Raw genomic sequence first — 22434 nt, 5'->3', positions numbered from 1 at the left:
TCTTCAGATTCACGGTAAGCACGCTCTTTTAGTGCCGCCTGAACCCGTTCTTCCAGCAAGATAGCCTGTGTATTCTGATCCAGCTTCAAAGCGCGCTGCACCGCAGTAAGGGCTTCATCGAAGGACCTCTGTTTATAGTGATATTCGGCCTCGGCAAAAGCGTTTGCATATTCCGCCTTCCGGCGGTTTTGTTCATAAGCAGCCCTTGCATCCCGAAGTAAGGTTTTCGCTTCGTCGCTTCCCGGTTCAATGGTCAATGCTTTTGTAAGGTGCTCCACAGCGCCGCTGGCATTATCATGCTTTAAAGCGGTTTGAGCAGCTTCAAAATGAGATCGAAATTCTTTTTCTTTATTGAATTTTTGCTCTTCACTTTCCAGTTGAGCCAGTAATTGCGACGCCCGGGCGTCACGGGGAACGATTTTCTGCAACTCCATCAACGAATTTCGAGCTTTCTGAAATTCTTTTTGCGTAATGTCAGTCGTTATGCTTTCCAGAAACAATCCAATCAGGGTTTCCCGTTTTTGTGCGGCATCTTTATGATCCGGCCGTCGTTGTAAGACCGCGCCATACAGTTCCAGAGCCTGAGCGTATCTGTATTGCTGCTGACTCTCCTCAGCCAGCATAATCAACTTTTCCGTGTCCTTCGCGATCCCCGGCGTGCTCCGGCGCGATGGTGTGCTGCGCGTTGGATAGATGGTAGAAAGGGATTCGAGCGAATCGTACAGCTCATGCGCCGATTGATGACGATTCTCCGGCGACTTCTCTATCATTTTGTGAACGACCTGTGTGAGCTCGGTGGCGAGTTCAGGCGCAAGATCTTTCAGAGGAGGCGGTGGCTCGTTAATGTGTTTGTAGATGAGAGCGATCGCAGCGTCATCATGAAACGGCACGCGACCGGCAAGCATCTCATAAAACATGATTCCCAGACTGTAGATATCACTTCGCCCATCAACCGTTTTGCCGAGAGGTTGCTCCGGTGGCAAATAATGCGGGGTTCCCATCAATGTGCCGGTTCGTGTGAGCTGACCCACAAAAGCCATGCGGGCGATGCCAAAGTCCATCAAGACAGGTTTGCCAAACTCATCGAGCAATACGTTGGCAGGTTTGATGTCGCGATGAACAACACCGCGATCGTGTGCGTATGCCAATGCGTCAACCAGTTGTTTTGTAATCTCGATTGCGGTCCCCGGTGAGATTTTTTTTTCGCGCCGCATTTTCTGAGACATCGTATCCCCGGGAATGTACTTCATCACGAAGTAGTAAATGTCCTGGTTATCGCCAACATCGTAAATATCGATGATGTTGGGATGCGAAAGCTTTGCAGCTGCGCGCGCTTCTCTTCGAAAACGCTCAATCATTTCCTCATCTTCAGCAACCCGGAGGATTTTGATCGCCACTTGACGGCCAAGCTGCGTATGTTCACCGAGATACACGTCCGCAAAACCACCGGAACCGACTCTGCGCAAGATCTTATACTTGTTGCCAAGAGCCTTCTCCAGAGCAGCAATTTTCGGATCGAAATCCGGAATCAGATTTTCAGCGGTGAACGATTCAACATTTGTTCCACAGGAAGGGCAAAAGCGGGTCTTAGGCTTTAGGTCGGTGGAACAGTTGGGGCATTTCATTCGGCCTCATTTCAGGAGGATCTGTATATTTCCAATATCTTCGGAGAAATATGAGGAGGAAGCGAACGGGCGCTGGATAACGATCTTGCTCGCCGGAAGGATTCACGCGCCAGCCTTAAACGATCCTCCGTGCCCTTCTCTTCCAACATGGAAAGAGCCGCGTATGAACAACCAAGAAAGAAATGCAGCCTCCAACTTTGCCTGGCCCTGGAAAGATTTTGATTTGCAAGCTGAATTACATGATCATACTCCCCACGGTAATAAGCGGTCAGCACTTCCCGCTCCGCATTCTTTTGAAACTCTTTTTGCAATTCCTGGTCTTTTTGATCCTGAACCAGCGCATTCCGCTCACTCTCAATCTGCTGAAGGAGACTTCCCACGCGCGATTCGGATGGATACTGTTCTTTCAAAGCGAGGGCGAGATTCTCTGCCGTATCAAAATCCTTCCTTCTGATTGCCTCTTCCACATCTTTAAATTTCTGTTGTTTCTCTTTTGCGAGTTGTTCCTCCGCCTGCCGCGCGGTAATCTGGCCCAATATGCTTCGCGCCTCGCGGTTGCTCGAATCGAGGCGCAGTGCGCGATTCGCTGCCGCGCGTGCATCATCGTAGTGTCCTTCCAGCAGGGCCCTATTCGCTTCGCGCAAAGCAGACTGGATCGCAACCTGATTGTCCTTTTTCGCATCCTCAATAGGCGGTTCCGGTTTGGTTTCGATGACAGGAGGCTTTTGTGGCGGTTTCTCTTCAACGACCGGTTTTTCCACCGGTTTGTCCGGCGGTGGCTGTTGCTGCTGAACCGCCTTTGTAAGTCTTGCCTTGAGTGAATCAAATTCTTTTGCAAGCTTGGATGAAGTAATACGACTCCCTTCTGCTTCCTTCAAATACCTCTGAGCTTCCGGGATTCGGCCTGCTTCCAGAGCGCAATATGCAAGATAGTATTGAGGGAAATACTCAATCACCATCGTGCCGTACGTGGGAGTGCGCGGATCAGCTTTGGGATTTCCCCGTAAAGCTTCAAGCATGAGAGGTTGGCCTTGCGCGCAATCTCCACTCTTGATTTTGTCACGCCCTCTTTCGTAAGCTTTGTGCCACTCAAGGCCGAAAGCGGGAACTGTGATCAAAAACGTGGCGATCAGTATAAGTGGAGAGATCAGAAGATTTAGGCGAGAACCTTCATTCTTACTCTCCATTATCCCTGATTTATCTCCCTAACTCCCTTAAAACCTCACAACCGATGAAAGTACGAGTTCGAAACCTCTACGGGAAACTTCCGTCCTATCAGTAAGAAGACCGGTTTCGCGAATCTCATCTTCTAATGCGAAATCGGCTGCAGCATCAAACTGAACACGGCCAAATGTCACCCCACCCCCGATAGTAATATGGTTCAACGGATCATGAGCTTCGGTATCAAAAATGGGAACCAGAAAATCGCCGGCGGCAGGCGCAGTAACAAAGTAGAAGAGGTTACGGGATTGCCTGTAAAATCCGCCACGAAAAGCGAGAACACTCGATTCGGCTCGAATCAAATATTCTGCACCCACATGAATATCTGTTCCGTCGTCGATTCTGAAAACAACCTGTTCCTTCGGAAAAGGAAGCAAATGGGTGAATAGCGAAAACCCGGCTTGAACGTCTTCCAGTTGCGAATAAAAAACACGAATCACATCAAAATTAACCGTAAAATCGGCGGCTGTTACCGAGACGCCGGTTCCCAGCTGGTCCGGGACGTCAAAGCCAACGTTTGTTACAACTTGCTGCGGTCCATCAGCGCTATCAACGTTGGTAACGATGGTCCTTAAGTTGAACTGTGGATCATATTTGTAAACTGCTCCGATCGACACCCAGGAAACCGGAGCTACAAGAACGCCGAGGTTGATCCCGACTTTAACGTCGGAGGTATCGTAAATAGATGTAAAATGATCGCCGAATCCAGGCTGGGCTTTTTGACGAGCGCCGATATTCGAGCGAATGCTGAAGTCGCTGATTTTCAGAGTGCCTCCCAGCGAGACGTGATCTCCTATTTTGGTCGCACCTGTAAAGCCGTAGTTAACGTCTGAAATTTCCGCTGCGCCGCTGAAACTATTTGGTTCGAGGAAATGGAATGGGCTGGCGCTAACCTCACCAAAGACAGTGGCTTCAGCGTTGATCAGTTCGTGACGCGAAATGCCCAGAGTCCAGTTCTCAAAAGGATGGACGTAGCTCGCGAATCCGAGAGCATTCACTTGATCCAGCTCATCGGTCGCCCTGAAATCCGCGAGACCGAAGTTGGTCCCTATGTTCGGAGGAGTTGGAGTCGAGTCGAGATTGGTAATAGGCATGTTGGTAATGCGTGTCTCGAACCTGCGGCTATCGCGATGACGATATTCAAGAGAGATTTCCGGTCGGGCAAGTATCGTCAGTCCGGCTGGATTCGTCTCGGCCGCGGTCGCATCATCTGCGCGTCCGATGAAAGCGCCGCCCATTCCGATCGCGCGGGCGCCTGGAGTGGTAAGGTTCAAGCTGAAAGCACGAAAAATTTCTTCATCCGTGACAGCAAATGACGGAACTGTAAAAACGAGTGAAACAAGTAAGACTGTTAACCACCGAGATATTGTCATCGTGTACCTCCTCTTATATAGACCGTTTCACGAAAATTCTAGCATGGATGTAAGTGCTTCACAATGAACAGTAAGGAGCGCGGGCTTCCAGCCCGCATTACGGGTCGCAGGCATCCTGCCTGCGGACTGGAAGTCCGCGGCCTGTAATGCGGGCAAGATGCCCGCGCACCGTATCATTCCCACCGGAAGAGTTTCACCGCAAGGAAACAAAAAACGACGCACCATACTCCAAGTCCGGCCATCGGATGCAAAACTTCCCGCAAACCTGCGCCATCGATCGCAATGCTTCTCAGTCCATCAGCGAGATAAGTAAGCGGGAAAACACTCGTGATCACGTGGGCAAACCCCGGCAAGTTCGCCCTGCTGAAAAAAACGCCCGAGAGCAGCATCATCGGCAGCGTGATGACATTCGCAAGCGGGGCTACCTGGTCCTCTGATTTGGAGACACCCGCAATACAGAACCCGATCGCAAGAAATACGATCGACCCGAGCACTCCTACCACAAATAAATTCCACAGACTTCCAATGAAATTCAAATGAAAGAAGATCACTCCGGATGCAATCAACAACGTCACCTGTAAAAGCAACACAATCAGCCGAGTAACCACATGGGCAAGAATGAAATCATTTGTATTTAAAGGGGTAACCCTTAACCGGCGCAGAATTCCGCGTTTCTTCAAATCGACAAATACAAAAGCAACGCTGAATACTCCCATCTGCATGATCGACATCGCGAGTATGCCGGGCAATAGAAAATCCATATACGTCAATTTCCGGCTCTTGACCGGCTGCGTGACCACCTGGATTCGTTGCGAATTCCCTGCGCGCTGCAGAGCGACCTCATCGAATATCCGCTGCAAAATCAATGCTCCCAGCTGCGTTTCCTGAGGCTTAGCGTCATTTGTATATGCGATGAGCTTCTGTCCGTCTTGATAACCGGGAGGAATCAGAAGAACCACATCGCGTTCACCTTTTTGCAGAGCTTTCCATTCCGCATCCTGATTTCCATGATGCACTTGAATTGTTTTTATTGCGGAAAGTGAGGATAAGATCGAATTGATTTTGCCGCCGGACTGATCGACGATGCCGAGTTGAATCGTGCCAAGCCGGTCAAATTTTACAAACCCAAATAAGACGATCATGAATAGTGGAAGGAACAGCGTCCAGAACACAGCTTCTTTTTCGCGAAAGAACATTTTCAGCGCAGCCGCGATCAACACCCACTTCAACCTCACTGTTCCTCCCGCAAAGTGTGTCCCGTGAGCTGCAGAAAAACATCTTCCAGCGTGGCCAATCTTTCTGCGCGCGGTTTCGTGAATCCTGATTCCAGGAGCCGGGAAATCAACTCTTGAGGCGGAGCCATCGCAATAATCTTGCCGTAGTCCATGATCGCAACGCGATCACACAACTCTTCCGCTTCTTCCATGTAATGAGTCGTCAAAACCACTGTCTTGCCTTCCTCGCGAATCTTACGGATGACCTGCCAGAGATGGCGCCTGGCCTGCGGATCCAACCCGGTGGTTGGCTCATCTAAAAATAGAACCACCGGATCATTCACCAGCGCCGCAGCGATGGAGAAGCGTTGTTTCTGCCCACCCGACAACTGATTTACCCGCGCTTCGATTTTGTCTTGCAATTCGACTTCCTGAAGCAGCTGCAGCGGTTTCACTCGCCTCCCATAGATTTCACCAAACAGAATCAGCAGCTCAGACAACGATAACTTATCAAAGAATGAAGAACTCTGAAGCTGCACTCCAATGCTTCGCTTCACCTGCTGAGGATCCTTCCGGATGTCCAGGCCGTTGAGAAAGACATCGCCGGAATCCATCGGACGTAACGTCTCAATCATTTCCAGTGTAGTGGTTTTTCCTGCTCCGTTCGGGCCAAGAATTCCAAAAATCTCCTGCCGGTAAACTTGAAAGCTCACGTCATTCGCAGCAACCAGTGTTCCATACCTCTTCGTAACGTGCTTTACTTCCAAAATGATTTCAGACATAAGCGTTCAATTTAACACAAAGGAGACTTGGCGTCTTGGCGCCTTGGCGGTTACAATGAAAACCGAAATTAAGGAGGGACTGGATGCGTCGTTCATGGATTCTTGTCATATTCATTTTCCTATTTCCATTTTTTGTTTCCGCAGTTTCCGAGGACAAACCGCTTCTTGGCTTTACCGAAAAACAAGCGGCTGAACAGAAGCAGCTAGAGAGTAAATTTGACAGCCACCTGAAAGCTGAAAATCTACGCGAATGGATGAAAAAGCTCAGCGCGCGTCCTCATCATACGGGATCGCCTTACGACAAAGAGAATGCTGAATTCATGGCCGGACTGTTTCGGTCCTGGGGCTACGACACGCAAATTGAGCAATTCCGCGTGTTGTTTCCAACGCCAAAAACGCGCATTCTTGAAATGATTGAGCCGGAAACATATAAGGCAGAGTTGACTGAACCGGAGATAAAAGATGATGCAACCTCCGGTCAAAAGGAGGAACAGCTCCCCACTTACAACGCGTACTCGAGGGATGGAGATGTAACCGGCGAGCTTGTTTATGTGAATTACGGTGTTCCCAAAGACTATGAGGATCTCAAACTCCGCGGCATCGATGTAAAAGGAAAGATTGTGATCGCGCGCTATGGCGCATCCTGGCGCGGTGTCAAACCAAAGGTTGCGGCTGAGAACGGCGCAATCGGATGCATCATTTACTCCGATCCCAGAAATGACGGCTACTACTACGGGGATGTCTATCCAAAAGGTGGCTGGCGAAATGAGAACAGCGTGCAAAGAGGCTCAGTCATGGATTTTACCGAACATGATGGGGATCCGCTCACGCCATTTGTAGGGGCAACGGAAAATGCAAAACGGATCCGCCGCGAAGACTCGAACTCGATCACCAAAGTGCCGGTGCTTCCAATTTCGTACAAAGACGCATTGCCTCTGCTTCGCGCGTTAGGGGGCCCGGCGGCTCCGGAAGCCTGGCGTGGAAACTTGCCTATTCCGTACCACATCGGTCCGGGTCCTGCAAAAGTTCATCTTAAGCTGGAGTTCAATTGGGACATCGTCCCCATCTACAATGTCATCTCGCGAATGAAAGGGAGCGTTTATCCCGACCAGTGGATCCTGCGGGGAAATCATCACGATGCGTGGGTCAACGGGGCGACGGATCCGATCAGCGGGATGGTTGCATTGATGGAAGAAGCGCGCGCGATGGCAGAGCTTGCAAAAACCGGATGGAAGCCGAAACGCACAATCGTTTTCGCGGGCTGGGATGCGGAAGAGCAGGGTCTCCTGGGTTCCACTGAATGGGTCGAAACGCATCGCGAAGAGCTTCAACTCAAAGCCGTGGCTTACATCAACACGGATAGCAACTCTCGCGGCTTCTTTGATGCCCAAGGCTCACAAACGCTGGAAAAATTTCTGAACCAGGTCGTTCGCGATGTGGAAGATCCACAGAAAAAAATCAGCGTGCAACAACGGCTCCGGTCTTATTTCTTTGTGGAAGGTGACCCCAAAGCGAAAAAGGAAGCGAAAGAGCGTGAGGACCTCCGTCTTCCGGCCGCCGGATCAGGTTCCGATTACACGCCTTTCCTACAGTATGCCGGGATCGCATCTCTGAATATCGGGTTCGGCGGTGAAGAAGAATACGGGCAATACCATTCCATTTATGATTCGTTCGATCATTACGTGCGGTTCATGGATACGGATTTTGCTTATGGTGTCACGCTTGCCAAAACGGGTGGACGATGTGTTCTAAGACTGGCGAATGCCGAAATCCTTCCCTTTGAGTTTACCGGTCTTGCCGACAATATTCGCGGTTACGTGAAAGAGGTTCAGGAACTAGCTGACCAGATGCGTGAAGAAACTGAAATCAAGAACACAATGATCCAGGAGAAGATTTTCGAAGCGTACTTCGATCCAACGAAGAAGTATGTGACGCCCGAAATGCAGGAACCGGTGCCGCATTTGAATTTTGCTCCCCTGCAAAATGCCGCAACCAGATTGGAAAAGAAGGCAAAGGAATATGAGAAGTCCTATAACGATGCTGTGAAAAAGGGAAAACTTTCCAGTGAGGAGATTCAGAAATTGAACTCGATCCTGATGCTGACCGAGCGCGCGTTGACTAAAAAAGAAGGGCTGCCGGGACGCCCGTGGTTCACTCATCAGATCTACGCTCCCGGCATCTATACGGGCTACGCGGCGAAGGCATTACCCGCGATTCGGGAAGCGATTGAACAGAGGAAATGGAAAGTCGCAGAAGACCAGATTCAGGTGGTTTCGAAAACTCTCGAAAACTTCACACAGGAAATTGAAAAGGCTGAGGATTTAGTAGACTGAATGTGTCCTGCTTGACACACGTAGCGCGGGCGTCCCGCCTGCGAGCTAAGTGGCACAACCATTGCACAATGAGGGGACATGTTAAGAAGCGTGTTGAGGAAGAGGAGGCTCGCTGCCTTTATCGCCGCCGTTCTCGTGTTGGCAGCAATCATTGCCGGCGCTTCCTTCCGGCAAATCCACAAAGCGAAAAACGCTTTAGCTCAAGCAAAACGACAAGCCGCCGAAAATCAAACAGTCGGGATTCGAATTCAGGATTTCAGCCTGGCTCCCAATCTGCAGGCGAGCCTGTTGAGCGCTCCTTATGCGATCAGGGATGTTGTTAAATTTCAGGAAAAGGTTTTTGCGGCTACTTCCAATGGATTAGTAATATTCGACCGGACAGGACGCCGTCTCGAACAATGGACAACGCTGGAAGGACTCCCTTCCCACGATCTGACCGCTTTCGCAATCCTGAATGAATCTCTGTGGATCGGAACGGCTGATGCCGGATTCCTCTGTTTTTCGAACAATCGGTGGTCTCAGTTTTTACCGGCAAAAGCCGAAGAAAGATCGGTTCACGTTTTGCATGTTACGGAACAAGGAGTCTTGCTTGCTGGAACCAGTGCCGGAATCCTTGCGTTTGACGGGCAAAACTTTCAAAGGTTTTTACCGGAGTTGCAGAAAGAGAGAATCACGAGTCTCTCAGGTAAAAATCAGCGTCTTTGCATTGGAACTTTTCAGAATGGTCTTCATGTTTACGAAGCAGGAGTGTTGGAGCACTACACAAAAGAGAAGGGGCTTCAAGACTTCCTGATCACGCAGGTGCAATCGAAGGGAGACGCTTGCTATGTTTCCACAGCAGCAGGAGTTCAGATTCTGGAAGGAAAAAAACTCCGAACGCTCGCAAAGAATTTGTTCGCAACATCTTTCGTCATCGAACATCCTCTCCTCTGGGTCGCCACCCGCGATCGCGGTGTGCTTCCCTTCAACACGCAACGCAGCGCCGCAAACGTAGCGCGGACGTCAGCGCTACCGCGGCGCGCTCCCTCCTTCGTGAAAAAACTCGATTCCGAAATTCTTGCGTTCTCCGGTCTGGAAATCTCTTACCTGCAAACCTCCGCGGCGCACGTTCAATGGAAAACGTGGAACACTCCTTCGACTCTTTTGAAGGATGCCAATGTGTCCACACTGTTGCGCAGAAGGAATGGCGAACTCTGGGTGGGATATTTCGATCGTGGACTCGACATCGTTTCTGCCGGCAGAGACTCGATCACCCACTGGAGTGATGAAAATCTCTTCTGCATCAATCACCTTTCTGAAGATTGGAAAGGAAGAGTATACGTTTCTACGGCGAACGGACTCGTGATCTTCGAACCGGATCGCTCGCGCAAGGTCTATCGCACGTCAGATGGACTCCTCAGCGACCGCGTCATGCAAACAATGCCCCTGGATCCTGAAGGCAAAGCCGTGGCAATCGCAACGACTCAAGGATTCACGCTCAAGGAAGGAGATTCCATGAAATCGATCTATGCCTTCCATGGACTTGTGAACAATCACATCTACACGATGGCAGCGGACGGCGATCAGATTTACCTTGGCACGTTGGGCGGAATTTCCCGCATTTCCAAAATGAGGATCACCGAAAGCTGGACTCAGATGGATTCCGGATTGAAGCGAAACTGGGTCAACGCCATGATCAGCATCGAAAAACAACTTTTCGTGGGAACGTACGGAAGCGGCATCCAGCTGCGAACGCAATCAGGAGAATGGCGCGACTTCCCTGCTCTCCCGGAAGACCTGGAAATGAACCCGAACGCTCTCTTTTACGATGGACGGTATTTATTCTGCGGGACTCTCGACCGCGGCTTTTACGTGTACGACACCAAAAATCGCTCCTGGAAGAATGTTTCCCGGGAGTTGCCGAGCCTGAACGTTACCGCCTTTGCCGCCGATGAAAATCTTCTTTACGTGGGAACGGATGGCGGGCTACTACAAATGAAGTATGACAAGCTTAATACGATACCTGATCTTATTTAGCCTGGTCCCGATCCTCTGTCAGGCGGATATCGGTGTGCTCCTTCCGGCTGAAAATGAGGAACCCGACGCTAATATTCTCACTCTGGATGAGGCTCACATTCAGATTCGCGTGGATCATCAGTACGCGCGCATTCGAATTCAGCAAATCTTTGGAAATCATACGCCCCTCGTGCAAGAAGGAAAGTATGTGTTTGCGATTCCCGGGGATGCAGCCATCTCCGATTTTGCTGTGTGGGATGGCGTCATCCGGATTCCCGGGGTCATTCTGGAACGGAAACGCGCTTCCGAAATTTACGATCAGCTTCGAATGCAGGAAATCGACCCCGGGCTGCTGCAGCAGGAAGAGGGCGCGGAAGAAGGTCCGAAAATGGCGAACATTTTTTCCGCAAGGATTGTTCCAATCCCCGGCTATGGAACCAAACGTCTCGAAATGGAATACACGCAACGGCTTCCGATCGAAGGCATGAAATCGTTTTTCTCATTGCCTTTAAAACCTGACCTCTACCGCGCGCAAATAGTGGGAAAGCTCACTTTGAGCCTTGAAATTCTGAGCGACGCCCCACTCGCAGATTTCCAGCTGGTGTCCGCAGCGTATCCGGTTCAGTACCAGATTCAATCTCAGCAACGCATCTCCGGAAGTTTTCAGGCGACCAACATTACGCTCACGGAAGACTTCGCTTTTCAATACAAACTCGATTCCGCCGAAAGCGCTCTCTACTTCCTGCCCTTTCGTGGTTCAGAAAGAAATTTGCGCGGCGGCGCTCAGCCGGTCACTGCATTTCAAACGCCCGCTTCCGACAAAAAAGAGAACGGCTACTTCTGGCTATCTGCTGGGCTGAATGAAAAACAGCCGAAACAAGAAAGGGAACCGAAATCTGTGCTGATTCTTGTCGATACCTCTTCTTCCATGCGATGGGAAAAACTAGAACGAACTTACGAAGCGCTGGAATATTTTCTGCGCCATTTGACGAATCAGGATGAGTTTATGTTGTTGCTCTTTCATCAGGAGGTGAAGTCATTTGCCACTACGCCTTCGCCTGCGATCCCTTCGAATATTGATCTTGCGCTCACCTTTTTCAAATCACAGTACTTGATGGGTGGAACCGATTTCCAAAAAGCATTTCAAGAAGCCTTCAAGCATTCCGCGCAACTAAAAAACCGTGAACGTTATCTGGTGACGATCACGGATGGAAATCCAACTCTCACCGAATTGCAAAGCAGGAAGCTGGTTGAGTCTTTTAAGACCGGCAACCCGGGCTTCCGCGCTTTCTCGTTTGGAATCGGTTCCGATACAAATCGAAATCTACTTGCCGAATTGGCAGATCGCAGCAACGGGCACTTTGATTGGGCAACTGAGAACGAAGACCTCTCCTTCAAGCTGGAAGCGTTCTTTGCAAAAATCGGGCAGTACCCAGTTTCCAATCTTGTCCTGCAAGCATCACAGCCGAAGCTAATCGAACAGGTTTACCCGGCCGAGCCAACAAAGGCTTACAACGGCTCCGCGATTGATTGGTTCGGTAGATATAGAAGCGCTTCAAAAAATATTTCACTCACTGTGAAAGGAGACTCAGCGGGAAAACATGTTTCGCTGGAAAAGACGGTGGATTTTCCAGAGGAAGCAACAGAGCATGATTTTATTCCACGCGGTTGGGCAAGACGTCGAGTCGATTTCCTGCTTCGCAAAATGGAATTGGAAGGAGAAGACCCCGCTTCGATCGATGAAATCATCGCCCTTGCGAAGAAATACAAATTCGTTACGCCGTACACCTCCTTTCTTGCGGCGCCCAGATCTTTGCTCAGACCTCGCTTGATTCGTCCCGGTGATCCGCTTCTACGAATCAAAACGGACCCGGACATCGTTTCTGTCACCGCAATCTTCCCTTTCGGTTTGATCAAGGAGCTTCAATATTTAACTCAGGAAGATGTATGGCAAACGCGCTTTCTCGTTCCGAAAACGATGAAAGATGGAACGTATCATTGCCGGATTGTTCTTCGGGACCAGCAAGGGAATCAGTATCAGGAAACGAAATCCTTCGTTGTGGATAGCCGTCCGCCGTTATTCCGCGCGCGCTGGGAAGGAAAGTTCAGAGCAGGACGGCTCATCAAAATCATTGTGCAGGCGGATCAGGATACGCGCTACCTTTACGCGCGACTGAACACGTTGCAACCTGTGCGAATCCAATGGAGTCAACACGAAAAAGCATCGGTGGGTTATATCAACGTACCTGCCGATTTGCCTCCAGGAATCTATGAGCTGCAAATCTTCGGCGAAGATTTTGCGCACAACCAATCTCGCTGGTCCAAAAAGGTGGAGGTGTTATGAAACAAAGTAGAGCGGGCGTTTCGCCCGCGTTGGTTTTTGTATTCACCTCCATCGCGTGGGCGCTCGTTCCTGGAGATCTGCATCAGAAGGATGTCTTGATCCCTGCGCTGTTCCACACCGAAGACTTCCAGGAGCAGCAAGCTCACGTCCCGAACACTCTTCAGGACGCAAAAGCAAAACTGGAAGCAGCCATTCAGAAAGAGCCTTCAAAGCCGGAGCCATATCAGGCGCTCGCGGAGATCAATGAGAAGCTGCTCGACTTCGCTGCAGCGGAAATAAACATGAAATTGTTCGTCGAAAAGAGCGCGAATAAAGATGCAGCCTTCACGCGGCTCGAGTCTTTCTATCACAATCGCCTGCGTTTTGAGGATGAGCTTCGCACGCTGCAGGAGCATGCTTCCGCATTGACTGTTCGCGAAACAGATGTGTCCTCCAAATCAGGTCGTTACGCAATCTTCAAGAAGATCATCCAGCATATTGGAAACTACGGGCTGAATGTCGATGTACGAACGTTTTATCTTGAATCGATTCAATCTTATCCCGCGGAACAAAAACCTTATCTGGAGTTCATTCAGTATGTAAAGAACACTGATAAAAAGGCGGCGGTCGAAACGCTGGAAAAGTTTAAGGCGCAATTCCCGAACGATAACAATACCTATCTATTAACCAGGGCATCGTTATTAACCCCGGAGGAAGCGTTCGATCTCATGAACCGCTCCTTTCATCCGCTCTGGAACCAGAATCTCTACCGGGCTTTTGATGGCTATCTGATCGCAACGGAACGGAAACGCGACTATCTGGAATCATTGAAGGACCGCTTGCAAAACAATCCGCTGGATGTCGATGCCGTCGCGCGTCTCTTTCATGCGTATCATCTGGCCGGTAACCTGATCGAGGCACAAAACACATTAAATGATTTCCGCCTGTTGAAAGAGGAAGCCGCTAGCAAGAAGAGCTCATGGTCCGCGAAGGAGCTTTACTGGATGGCATCGCTGAATCAGAAATTGCTGAACTACAACGACGCATCGCGATTTTACTATGCGCTCTATGAGCAACTCATTCATAAACCGGAACGGGATCTGACCGCTGATCTCGCGCTGTGTGGTCTGTTCGAAATCTTGCTTGCTGCCCAGGATCGCCCGGTCCAGCTTGGCGCGGGCAATCTCGACTATTACAAAGACATCGCAACAATGGATCAAAATCCGGGAATTTTGAACGGTATCCTCTCTTTGATTTTAAATGGCACAAATCCGGCAAGCGAATTGGAAATGCAACAGGACAAAGCCAGCGGCTACTTCAATCGCGCAGAAGCGCTTCGCCTTGTTCGACTTACCCGAAGGCATTTTCCAAATTCACGCTATCTCGCCGGAATGTACCGGGACTCCTTGCGGATTTTTGAAAAATACGGAATGGACAAACTCCTGGTGGAAGCCGGAGAAGAATTCTTTCGCCAGTTTCGAAATGCGCCTGAAATTTTCGAAGTGGGCGTGGCGGTAGCGGATGCTTATGCGCGGCTGAAAGATCATCAGAAAGAGTGGCGCACATACCAGTTCCTGCTTCCGATCGCGGCAGAACGAAAGAAGTCCGGATCGTTGCTCACCTGGGAGAGTAGCTCGGAGGATGAGCATGAAGAGGATGAGGAGGGCTGGCAGGAACAAACTCAACTCAAGCAACAATTTGATTATCAGCTCCTACTCAACCGTTACATCGCGAGTCTCACCAATCAAAAAGAACATCTCCAAGTTGTTCGTCTGTACCAGCAGGAAATTACACAGCATCCAGACGAAGAAACGCTGTATGAGAACTTCGCCTCATATCTCGCGCAAAATCAGCTCTTTGAAGAGGAAAAGAAACTGTACGAACAGGCCATCAGCCGCTTTCAAGGGAAAGGCTGGTATGAAAAACTCGCGCGATGGTTCCTTCGGAACGAGCGCCAAGATGAGTATGAAAAGTTATCGCAGCAAATCATGGACATCTTTCGCGGAACAGAGATTGAGAAATACCTCGATCAAACCGCGAGGTCACACGATCAGCTTTTCATCGCGCTCAATCTATATGCGCATGAAAAATTTCCGCTGAACGTGAATTTTGTTCACAACTTAATCAGTTATTACAAGAGATTTAATCGCACGAAAGAGTGGGTAGCGCTTGCCACACAATATTATTTTCTGGATGAGGAAATTCGAAACCAGTTTCTCAGTTATCTTTCTGCGAGCAAACGTTTACCGGAAACACTACCGACCGGCAATGCGATCTATACGCGCTTCACGGGAGACGTTGCCGCCTGGAAGTCCCATTTTGAAGACGCAACCAGTCATTATGAGGAACTGGCCAAAAAGTACCCGGCCGATCCGGAAATCAATTTGCGTCTCGCCGATTTGAAACGATCGCTCGGCACACAGGATGTCGAAAATTACTCGAACGCGGCAAAGATTCGAGCGCACCTCGCCAGCATCTCCCCTTCCGATTCCACACTCTGGACCACCGCCGGCGAAACCATGGCCGATATCGAACACTACGATCAAGCCATAAATTACTGGAATGAAATCCTGAAAATCGATCCGTACAATCCCGATCGCTACGTGGAAGTCGCAACAATTTACTGGGATTACTACCTGTTTGACCACGCGCTTGAGACCATTGCGAAAATTCGAAAGCTCAAAAAGTATGACTATTTGTTCGCCTATGAAGCAGGAGCGATTTACGAATCGAAACGGAATTACGAGAAGGCCATCGCAGAATATGCAAGGAGTCTTCCCTATCAATCCGGATTGGCGTGGGACCGGCTCGGTGAGTTGTATCAGCGCAAAAAGTATACGGAACGCATCAGAAAGCACATTGAAGAACAACTGAAGAAAGAGTACCAAAATGAACCGTTTTGGACCGGAACGGTTCATTTTTACACAAAATGGCACGAAATGGCATTGGTTCGGCATCATATTGGCACCGCTTTGGCATCATTGAATAAGGAGCCTTTCGGAAACATTGCAGAAAATCTTAAACAGACGGCCCGCGATCTAGGATTCAACGATCTTTATGAGAAGATACTCAACCGCCAGATCGCCGATGCGGCAACAGATCTGGACCGCTGGAACAGAGCTCTGGAGCTTGCGCGCTTCTATGAAGCAAGCAAAAACCAGGAAAAGGCAGAAGAGGTGTACGTTCGCCTTTACAAGCAGCAGCCAAGAAGCGCGGGCTTCATCCAGGAACTGTTGTCCTTCTACTGGCGCACAGAACAGTATGGTGAGTCTTTTGCCATTTATAAAGATGTTCTGGCAGCGGCAAACCCCATCTGGCGAAAGAAATATTTGCTGGAAGTTACAAACAAGTATCGCGAGAGAAAGGATTTCGCTCCCGCTCTGATTCACGCGCGTGAGCTTTTGAGCGCGGAGCCGCTGAATGCCCAATATTTCCGGCTCGTTGCGGAAATCCTCGCCGAACAAAAGGATTACGCGTCCCTGACCCCTCATTATAAGGAAGGTCTGCAGAAGGTGCGTGAGTCGAAGTTGACCGATGATGAGAAAAAACAACGGATTGCCGAATTGCGACGCGGAATCATTCACGCGAATGTGATCCTGAAGAATTTCACAGCAGCGCTCGATCAATACATTGAGATCATCAATCGAGATGCGGAATCGGAAGAAGGACTGAAGGAGGCCGCGGATTTCGCAGCAAGATACGGTCTCAACCCGCGATTGTTTGATTACTATGCCAAAACGGCTGCCGCATCACCAAAAGATCATCGTTGGCCCATGGTGCTGGGACGGCTGCATCTATTCACCGGAGATTTTCAGCCGGCGATCGAACAGTTTCAAACGGCGATCAGCATCCGTCCGGAACGAGTCGATTTTTATCAGCAGGTTGCAGAAGCATTTCAACGACTCGGAAAATACGAAGAAGCGATCGCCGGGTATGAAAAGGCGTATGAGCTGTCCTACAAAAACAAACGATGGCTGGAACCGATGGCGGAGCTCCACGCGCGCCTCGGTCATGAAAAGAAAGCGCTGGAGCTTTATGAAGATTTCTTGAACGAGAAATCCGAAATGAATCGGAATTTTGCGCTTGCAAGGCAGGCCCTTGATTGGGGATTTCTTCAGAGCGCCGTTTCCTACGGCAAAGCGGGTCAGGACCAATACTTCAAAGATACAAGCGTTGAGTTCAATGCAGAGGGATTGCACTCCTACCTGGAAGCGCTGATCCGTTCCGGTAAACGGATCGAAGCATTTTCTGTTTTGCGACTGACATCAAACAGGATCGCGGTAGACTTGAAGCGAGCAACTTTTGCAACTGAACAATTGCGTTCAGCGCAATACATGGTGCGCGATTTATTCGGCAACCGTTACGCTGCGTTGCTCCGCCAGTATTACACGGAAGAAGATTGGCAGAGTCTCCACAGAATGATCCTCCAGCAGATTGCTCAGAATATGGCGAACCAGGATCATATGGTTCAGGAACTCTTACCACTCGTTCGATCGGCCCAGATGGCTCCCGCGGAAGAACGATTGCTCCTGGCTTTAGCGGAATATCACAGAACTCTCCCCTCCACGGACCGTGCAAATCAGTGGAATCAATACAGCCAGTGGCACAGCCAGGTCGTCTCCTTTTATAAGCAACGACACGAATACGGACGCTGCGCGGCATGGATGGAAGCAGAATTCGAGAAGTACCGGGCTCCCAAGCATCACAGAGAACTGGTCGAGATCGCCAGACTGTATCGGCTGGCGGAGGAGACGGATCAAGAACTCTCCGTTCTGCGCAGATACTATGGCTATGGCATTTCGGAGGACCTGCAGCCGGAAAGCGTTGAGCGCTATCTTGATTTGCTTTACGCAAAGGACCTCACGGACGAGCTCAAACAAGCAGCAGCTGCAGCAAACCTGATTTCTGTAAATTATTTCCTGAGGAAAAAGGACAAACCGCTCTCAATCCTTGCGATTGAATTCTTGTACAGGCGGTATAAAAAGGATCCTTCCTGGAAATCTATCCAGCTCGCGATGATCGGCTGGCAGACGCGCGAAGCGTCTGATCGCTTCGACAAGAGTTTTTCCAATGCGCTCGCCCTGCAAACCATCGGCGAGGTTTTGAACACAGATCGCGATCCTGCTAAGACCATAGAAGGAGACGACTGGTTCTATTACGGTAGAGCTTATGGAGAGTACCTGCTCTGGACCGGTCGCAGGGAACAAGCGATCTACTACCTACCTTCGGATCTGGAAGGCGCCTCCACCGCATCGCTCAGACAAGATCAACTGGGCGCCTTCTATTTCCAGGAAAAGCAAAGCGAACAGGCGCTCAAACATTTCACGCTTGCGCTCCAGCTGGATCCGGACAACCTGCAGTACCTGGATCATCGCGCACGCGCTCTGATCGAGATTGGGAAAAAGGAAGAAGCGATCGCAGTTTGGAAAGGAATCGTGGCCGCCGAAAAACATCGCAACGATTCCCGCGCCTGGCACTTTTACCTGAAAGCAGCTGCCGAGTTCGGGTTCCTGGATCGGGTTCGGAATGAGGTCGAAGAGTTCATCGACACAAACATTCGAAAAACAGGGGCGGTGGGCGTTCTGCCGCTGATACAGCTCTATCTTCAGAACGCGGAACCGGAATACAGGAATCAGCTTATTTCGAAATGGATGACTCTCGCCCCGGCCCCCGCGCAATTCGGACAGGCTTTGCGCTCATACAACCTTAGTCCCGCTGTAAATCTTCGTATTTATGCGGCAGTGAACGAATATCTTGAGTCACGACTCATCAGCGCAGTTGGACAAGAGCAAACAACTTTGCGAAACGAGTTCTGGCGATGGAATCAACGATACGCAAAGACGTTGATGGATTCCGGCGATTCAGAGCGAGCCGCAAAAGTGCTTGCGGAAGTGCAGGAGAAATTCGAAGCAACCGAAGACTCGCAAACGAAAGAAGCAATTCTCATTCTCAGTGTCCATGCCTTGACTCTCGCGGGAAAAGAGGATAAGGCACGCAAGTTCTTGAATGATTTTCTGAGAACTGCTGATTCGTTCGAAGACCCTTACGGACTGGAGGAGCGTTACAAAAAAGCGTTGGAAACGCTCAAGGAAACAAGTTTAGAAACGGCTTTAAAGGAAGAGATGTATTCCTGGCTGCTTTCCATTGGACGAACGGACGATGGGAATTACATCGGACTTGCAGAAGTGAAACTGCAAAAAAATCAAACTGAGGAAGCAAAGGAATTACTGCGCAAAATGATTTATTTGAACGGTGAAAATCTCAAAGGATTTCACGCCGCGGCAGAATTATGGGAAAAGCATCAACAGTGGGAGAACGCTCTGTCCCTGCGCGAAGAACTCTTGAAGAGAAACCCGCGAGACGAAGTAAATCAATCCCGCTTGGCCGAAGATTTTCTGCAGCTCAACCGGGAACCGGAAGCTGCAAAACTCGCGCAAAAAGTTATTGTGTCCACTTCCGCGCCGGCTGAAGACCGTACGCTTGCAGCAAAAGTATATGGAAAGTCCGCTTCCGGTCTCTTTGGTCCTCTGGAAATGAAAGCGATCGAAAGGGCTGTGCGCGGACAACAAACAGAACCACAGCCCTACTCACGCAACCTCCGCGGTGTGTTGCTGGAAATGAATCCTGATCCACCTTCGGCCCTGATCCGCGCCGAGCTGTTTCTCCGCCCGCAAGAGGAATCGTTGCAGCGGAAACTTTTTCAGGCTTATGTCCGCGAAAACAAATGTTTGCAGGCGCTCGCAACTCTAGATCCGAACCAGGAACGAAGCGGAACCTATTCGTCCGGTGAAATGTATTTTGGGCGAGGGAATGAGTACTACTACGATGACTATTCGAGCTTTCCTGTCGAGCGTTTCGGCCTGTCAGACGAAGAAACAAGAACGATTGCGCTTCAAATGGCCGACTGCTCTCATAAGCAAGGAGACATATCCGGCGAAATCTTCTTCCGCCAGATGGCACGATCGCACACCCGCTCCACAGAAGAACAGGATCGCTTGACTGATCAGCTTCTCACTTTGCAGCAAACATTGGCGGCGCAGAAGGAAGCCGATGAGCAAAATTACCGGATCGGGCTGAACATCGGGAGGAATCAATGAGAAACGGATACAAGTTCCTCAAACTCCATCCACGGGCTACTATACTTGTAGTATTATTTCTGATGCTTGGCTCCTTCACTCTGGCGCAGATCGCAGATCGGTCTTTACAGCCTCCTTCGAGTTTCTTTCCGGAAGGCACGCTTGTTTACGTTGAGGCGAAAGATCTGGACGGTTTGCTGAAGTGGTGGAGAGATTCGGATATCAAAGCCAATTGGCAGAAGTCTGAAAACTATCAACAGTTCCATAGCTCGAGACTTTACCTGAAGCTGCGGGACCGGATTACAAAATGGGGAACGGCGGGCAAATACAGTTTTACGCTGGAGAACTTGGTCCAGGCAGCAGGAACGCAGTCGGCTCTCGGTCTTTACGACATCGGCGAGTTGAAAGCGATTGCGGCAACGCGACTCCCCTTTGCTGAAGCGCAAGCGGCGGAGATCTGGATGGCGAAATCCCGCTTCCAGGAAAAGCAAAGCGAGAACCAGACCTACTATGTAGAGCCGAATGATGGAGCTCTTGCGTTTGCTTATGCAGATCCGTTTCTCGTCGTGGCAACAGAAGAAAGTCTCCTGATCCGAACACTGGCAAACTTACGCAGCCCCTCTCAAACACTCGAACAGTCCGCCAAGTGGAAGCTCTGTCAGAAACAGGAAGAAAGCGATGTATCGCTCTTCCTGGATCAGGAAGCCTTGCAGAAGAATCGCTATTTTCAAAAGTACTGGATTCACCGCAACGTCCGCGACTTCGACTCCATCCAGGCAACACGCATCGATCTGAAAATTGAGCCAAACACTATTACAGAATACAGACATTTTTTGCAAAGTAGCGCGGGCGTACAAAGTAGCGCGGGCGTCTCGCCGGCGGAGTATCTAAAATCCTTCCAGCAATTCCGTCATGAAGTTTTGTACTTCAATTCACCGGTCGATTCAGCTGATTCCGCGCGCCGGATATTTAAGATGATCAATCGTTTGCCTGAGAAAGACAAAACACTTTCTTATCCACCGGCATTTTCCGGAGCATCGGAACGCGCAACGCAGGCAGAAACGCGAAACATTTTGCTCGAACAAATCGATGAACCGGTTCTCCAAGTAAAATCGGAAACGCTTCTGAACGCGGATCAAGAAGTTGAGCTAACGAAACTGATATCTGCCGCGCAACCTGCGGCGCAGATCCGTTTGGCGTATCCACTCTGGGACCATCAGGCATTGTTCGTGCGATTTCCGCAAACATTGATTCTGCAGTTCAGGAATCCCGCTACGCTCAATCGACAAGCTTTCCTGGATGAAACTCTAAAACATTTTCTGCTGTTGCAATCGACTCAAGATCAGGGCGGGCGCTGGCATGATGAGTCGAATGGAAGTTTCGTGCTCGAATCATTTCATCCGATTTACGTTCGATTTCAGGATCCCTGGATCGTGATTTCCAACGAGGAATCTGATTTCCGGCAGATCACAGCAAACCTGCCACAGGCTTCGACACCTCCCGCCGCGAATTACAGCGAAGTGAACTGGAAAGAGGGACGATGGAAATATACGCGAATGATGGAACGTCTGGATCACGGATCGTATCAGAAGGATGTGCCTTTATTCTTTTCAGGAAACATCGCGAGCCTCCTTCGCGCGCTCGATCCGGTTATAGCGTCATCCGTCACGCATAACTCCAATCACGAGGTTGTCCGCTATGAACTCGATTAACAAAGTAGCGCAGGCGTCCCGCCTGTGCATTCTCCTATTCGCGCTCTTCTTTTCCTTAGCACAAAACTCATTTGCCGCTTCCTTTCAGAGCCTGCTCGACAAAAAACTCGGCGACCAAAACTCGTCCGCTCTCATCCTCTCGGTGCGTACCGGACAAATTCTTGGCACAGCCCACACACATTTAATCGAAAAACCCTCTCCGCCGGGATCACTCATAAAAGTTTTTACAGCGATTGCATATTACGAAGAGCACGGAAATCAATTCCCTGAATACCATTGCCCCGCAACTCTCTCCTCCGATCCGAAAGGTTGTTGGGACCGCAACGGACATGGAAAAGCAGGCATCGTCGAAGGGCTCGCCTTCTCCTGCAACGTCTATTTCCGGCAACTTGCGCAGAAGATTTCACCTCAGGTTTTTCGAAAGACTCTGCAAAAGTTTGATCTCGCCGAAAGTGAATCGTCGCTCGATCCACAGGGAATCATGACCGGTAAAACTTTGGATTGGACCGTATCACCAACTCTGATGTTGCGCGCCTACTGCGCCTTGTTTAACGGTGGCTACCTTTTCGAAGCGCCCGGACATCCCGCCAGACATGTTGTGCTGGAGGAACCCATCAGAAAACTCATCCATCACGGACTGCAGCTGAGCTCTGAAAAAGGAACATCGCTGGAAGCAAAACGGATCAGTGGTCAGACCATTCTGGGAAAGACCGGCACTTCCCTGTTGTGGCGCGATGGAAAAGTGAACTGGCACGAAACACAGGGCTGGTGGATCGGACT

The 22434-nt window shown here is 50.0% G+C and carries 11 protein-coding genes; 6 read left to right on the top strand and 5 right to left on the bottom strand.

The genetic code is table 11. The features are described from left to right. The 5 genes from L0156_07225 to L0156_07205 form a co-directional block, all read right to left on the bottom strand. The coding region (locus tag L0156_07225; GenBank protein ID MCI0602790.1) for a protein kinase at nt 1-1625 on the bottom strand (1625 nt) is incomplete at its 3' end. Nucleotides 1626-1636: 11 nt separating this feature from the next. Continuing rightward, nucleotides 1637-2812, bottom strand: coding sequence for a hypothetical protein (locus L0156_07220; protein ID MCI0602789.1), 1176 nt, complete (start codon nt 2810-2812; stop codon nt 1637-1639). Between the two features lie 27 nt (nt 2813-2839). After that, nucleotides 2840-4219: an outer membrane protein transport protein gene (locus tag L0156_07215; GenBank protein ID MCI0602788.1), complete on the bottom strand. Its 1380-nt coding sequence runs from the start codon at nt 4217-4219 to the stop codon at nt 2840-2842. 173 nt (nt 4220-4392) lie between these two features. Then, entirely contained in the window at nt 4393-5454 is a 1062-nt protein-coding gene (locus tag L0156_07210; protein ID MCI0602787.1) for an ABC transporter permease, read from the bottom strand. Further along, nucleotides 5451-6215, bottom strand: a complete 765-nt coding sequence (locus L0156_07205; GenBank protein ID MCI0602786.1) for an ABC transporter ATP-binding protein — start codon at nt 6213-6215, stop codon at nt 5451-5453. Before L0156_07205 ends, L0156_07210 begins: the two co-directional genes overlap by 4 nt. A gap of 83 nt (nt 6216-6298) precedes the next feature. On the opposite strand from L0156_07205, the gene L0156_07200 reads away from it, so the two are divergent. From L0156_07200 to L0156_07175, 6 genes are all read left to right on the top strand, one after another. Then, a complete protein-coding gene (locus tag L0156_07200) occupies nt 6299-8548 on the top strand; it encodes a M28 family peptidase (GenBank protein MCI0602785.1) in 2250 nt (749 codons plus the stop codon). Between the two features lie 78 nt (nt 8549-8626). Beyond that, nucleotides 8627-10564 carry a hypothetical protein gene (locus tag L0156_07195; protein MCI0602784.1) on the top strand — a complete coding sequence of 646 codons (1938 nt, stop codon included), beginning with the start codon at nt 8627-8629 and terminating at the stop codon, nt 10562-10564. Then, the gene (locus L0156_07190; GenBank protein ID MCI0602783.1) at nt 10530-12887 is read left to right on the top strand and encodes a VIT and VWA domain-containing protein; all 2358 of its coding nucleotides are present in this window, start codon (nt 10530-10532) and stop codon (nt 12885-12887) included. Before L0156_07195 ends, L0156_07190 begins: the two co-directional genes overlap by 35 nt. Continuing rightward, nucleotides 12884-19963 carry a hypothetical protein gene (locus tag L0156_07185; GenBank protein ID MCI0602782.1) on the top strand — a complete coding sequence of 2360 codons (7080 nt, stop codon included), beginning with the start codon at nt 12884-12886 and terminating at the stop codon, nt 19961-19963. The genes L0156_07190 and L0156_07185 overlap by 4 nt, the downstream gene beginning before the upstream one ends. Further along, the gene (locus L0156_07180; protein ID MCI0602781.1) at nt 19960-21654 is read left to right on the top strand and encodes a hypothetical protein; all 1695 of its coding nucleotides are present in this window, start codon (nt 19960-19962) and stop codon (nt 21652-21654) included. The genes L0156_07185 and L0156_07180 overlap by 4 nt, the downstream gene beginning before the upstream one ends. Next, nucleotides 21641-22434, top strand: a 794-nt coding sequence (locus L0156_07175; GenBank protein MCI0602780.1) for a hypothetical protein, incomplete at its 3' end; no start/stop codon positions are given. The genes L0156_07180 and L0156_07175, both read left to right, overlap by 14 nt.

Source organism: bacterium, assembly GCA_022616075.1.
Taxonomy (GTDB): domain Bacteria; phylum Acidobacteriota; class HRBIN11; order JAKEFK01; family JAKEFK01; genus JAKEFK01.
Note: the sequence above shows the minus strand (reverse complement) of the source record. Positions and strands in the feature narration are given on the sequence as shown.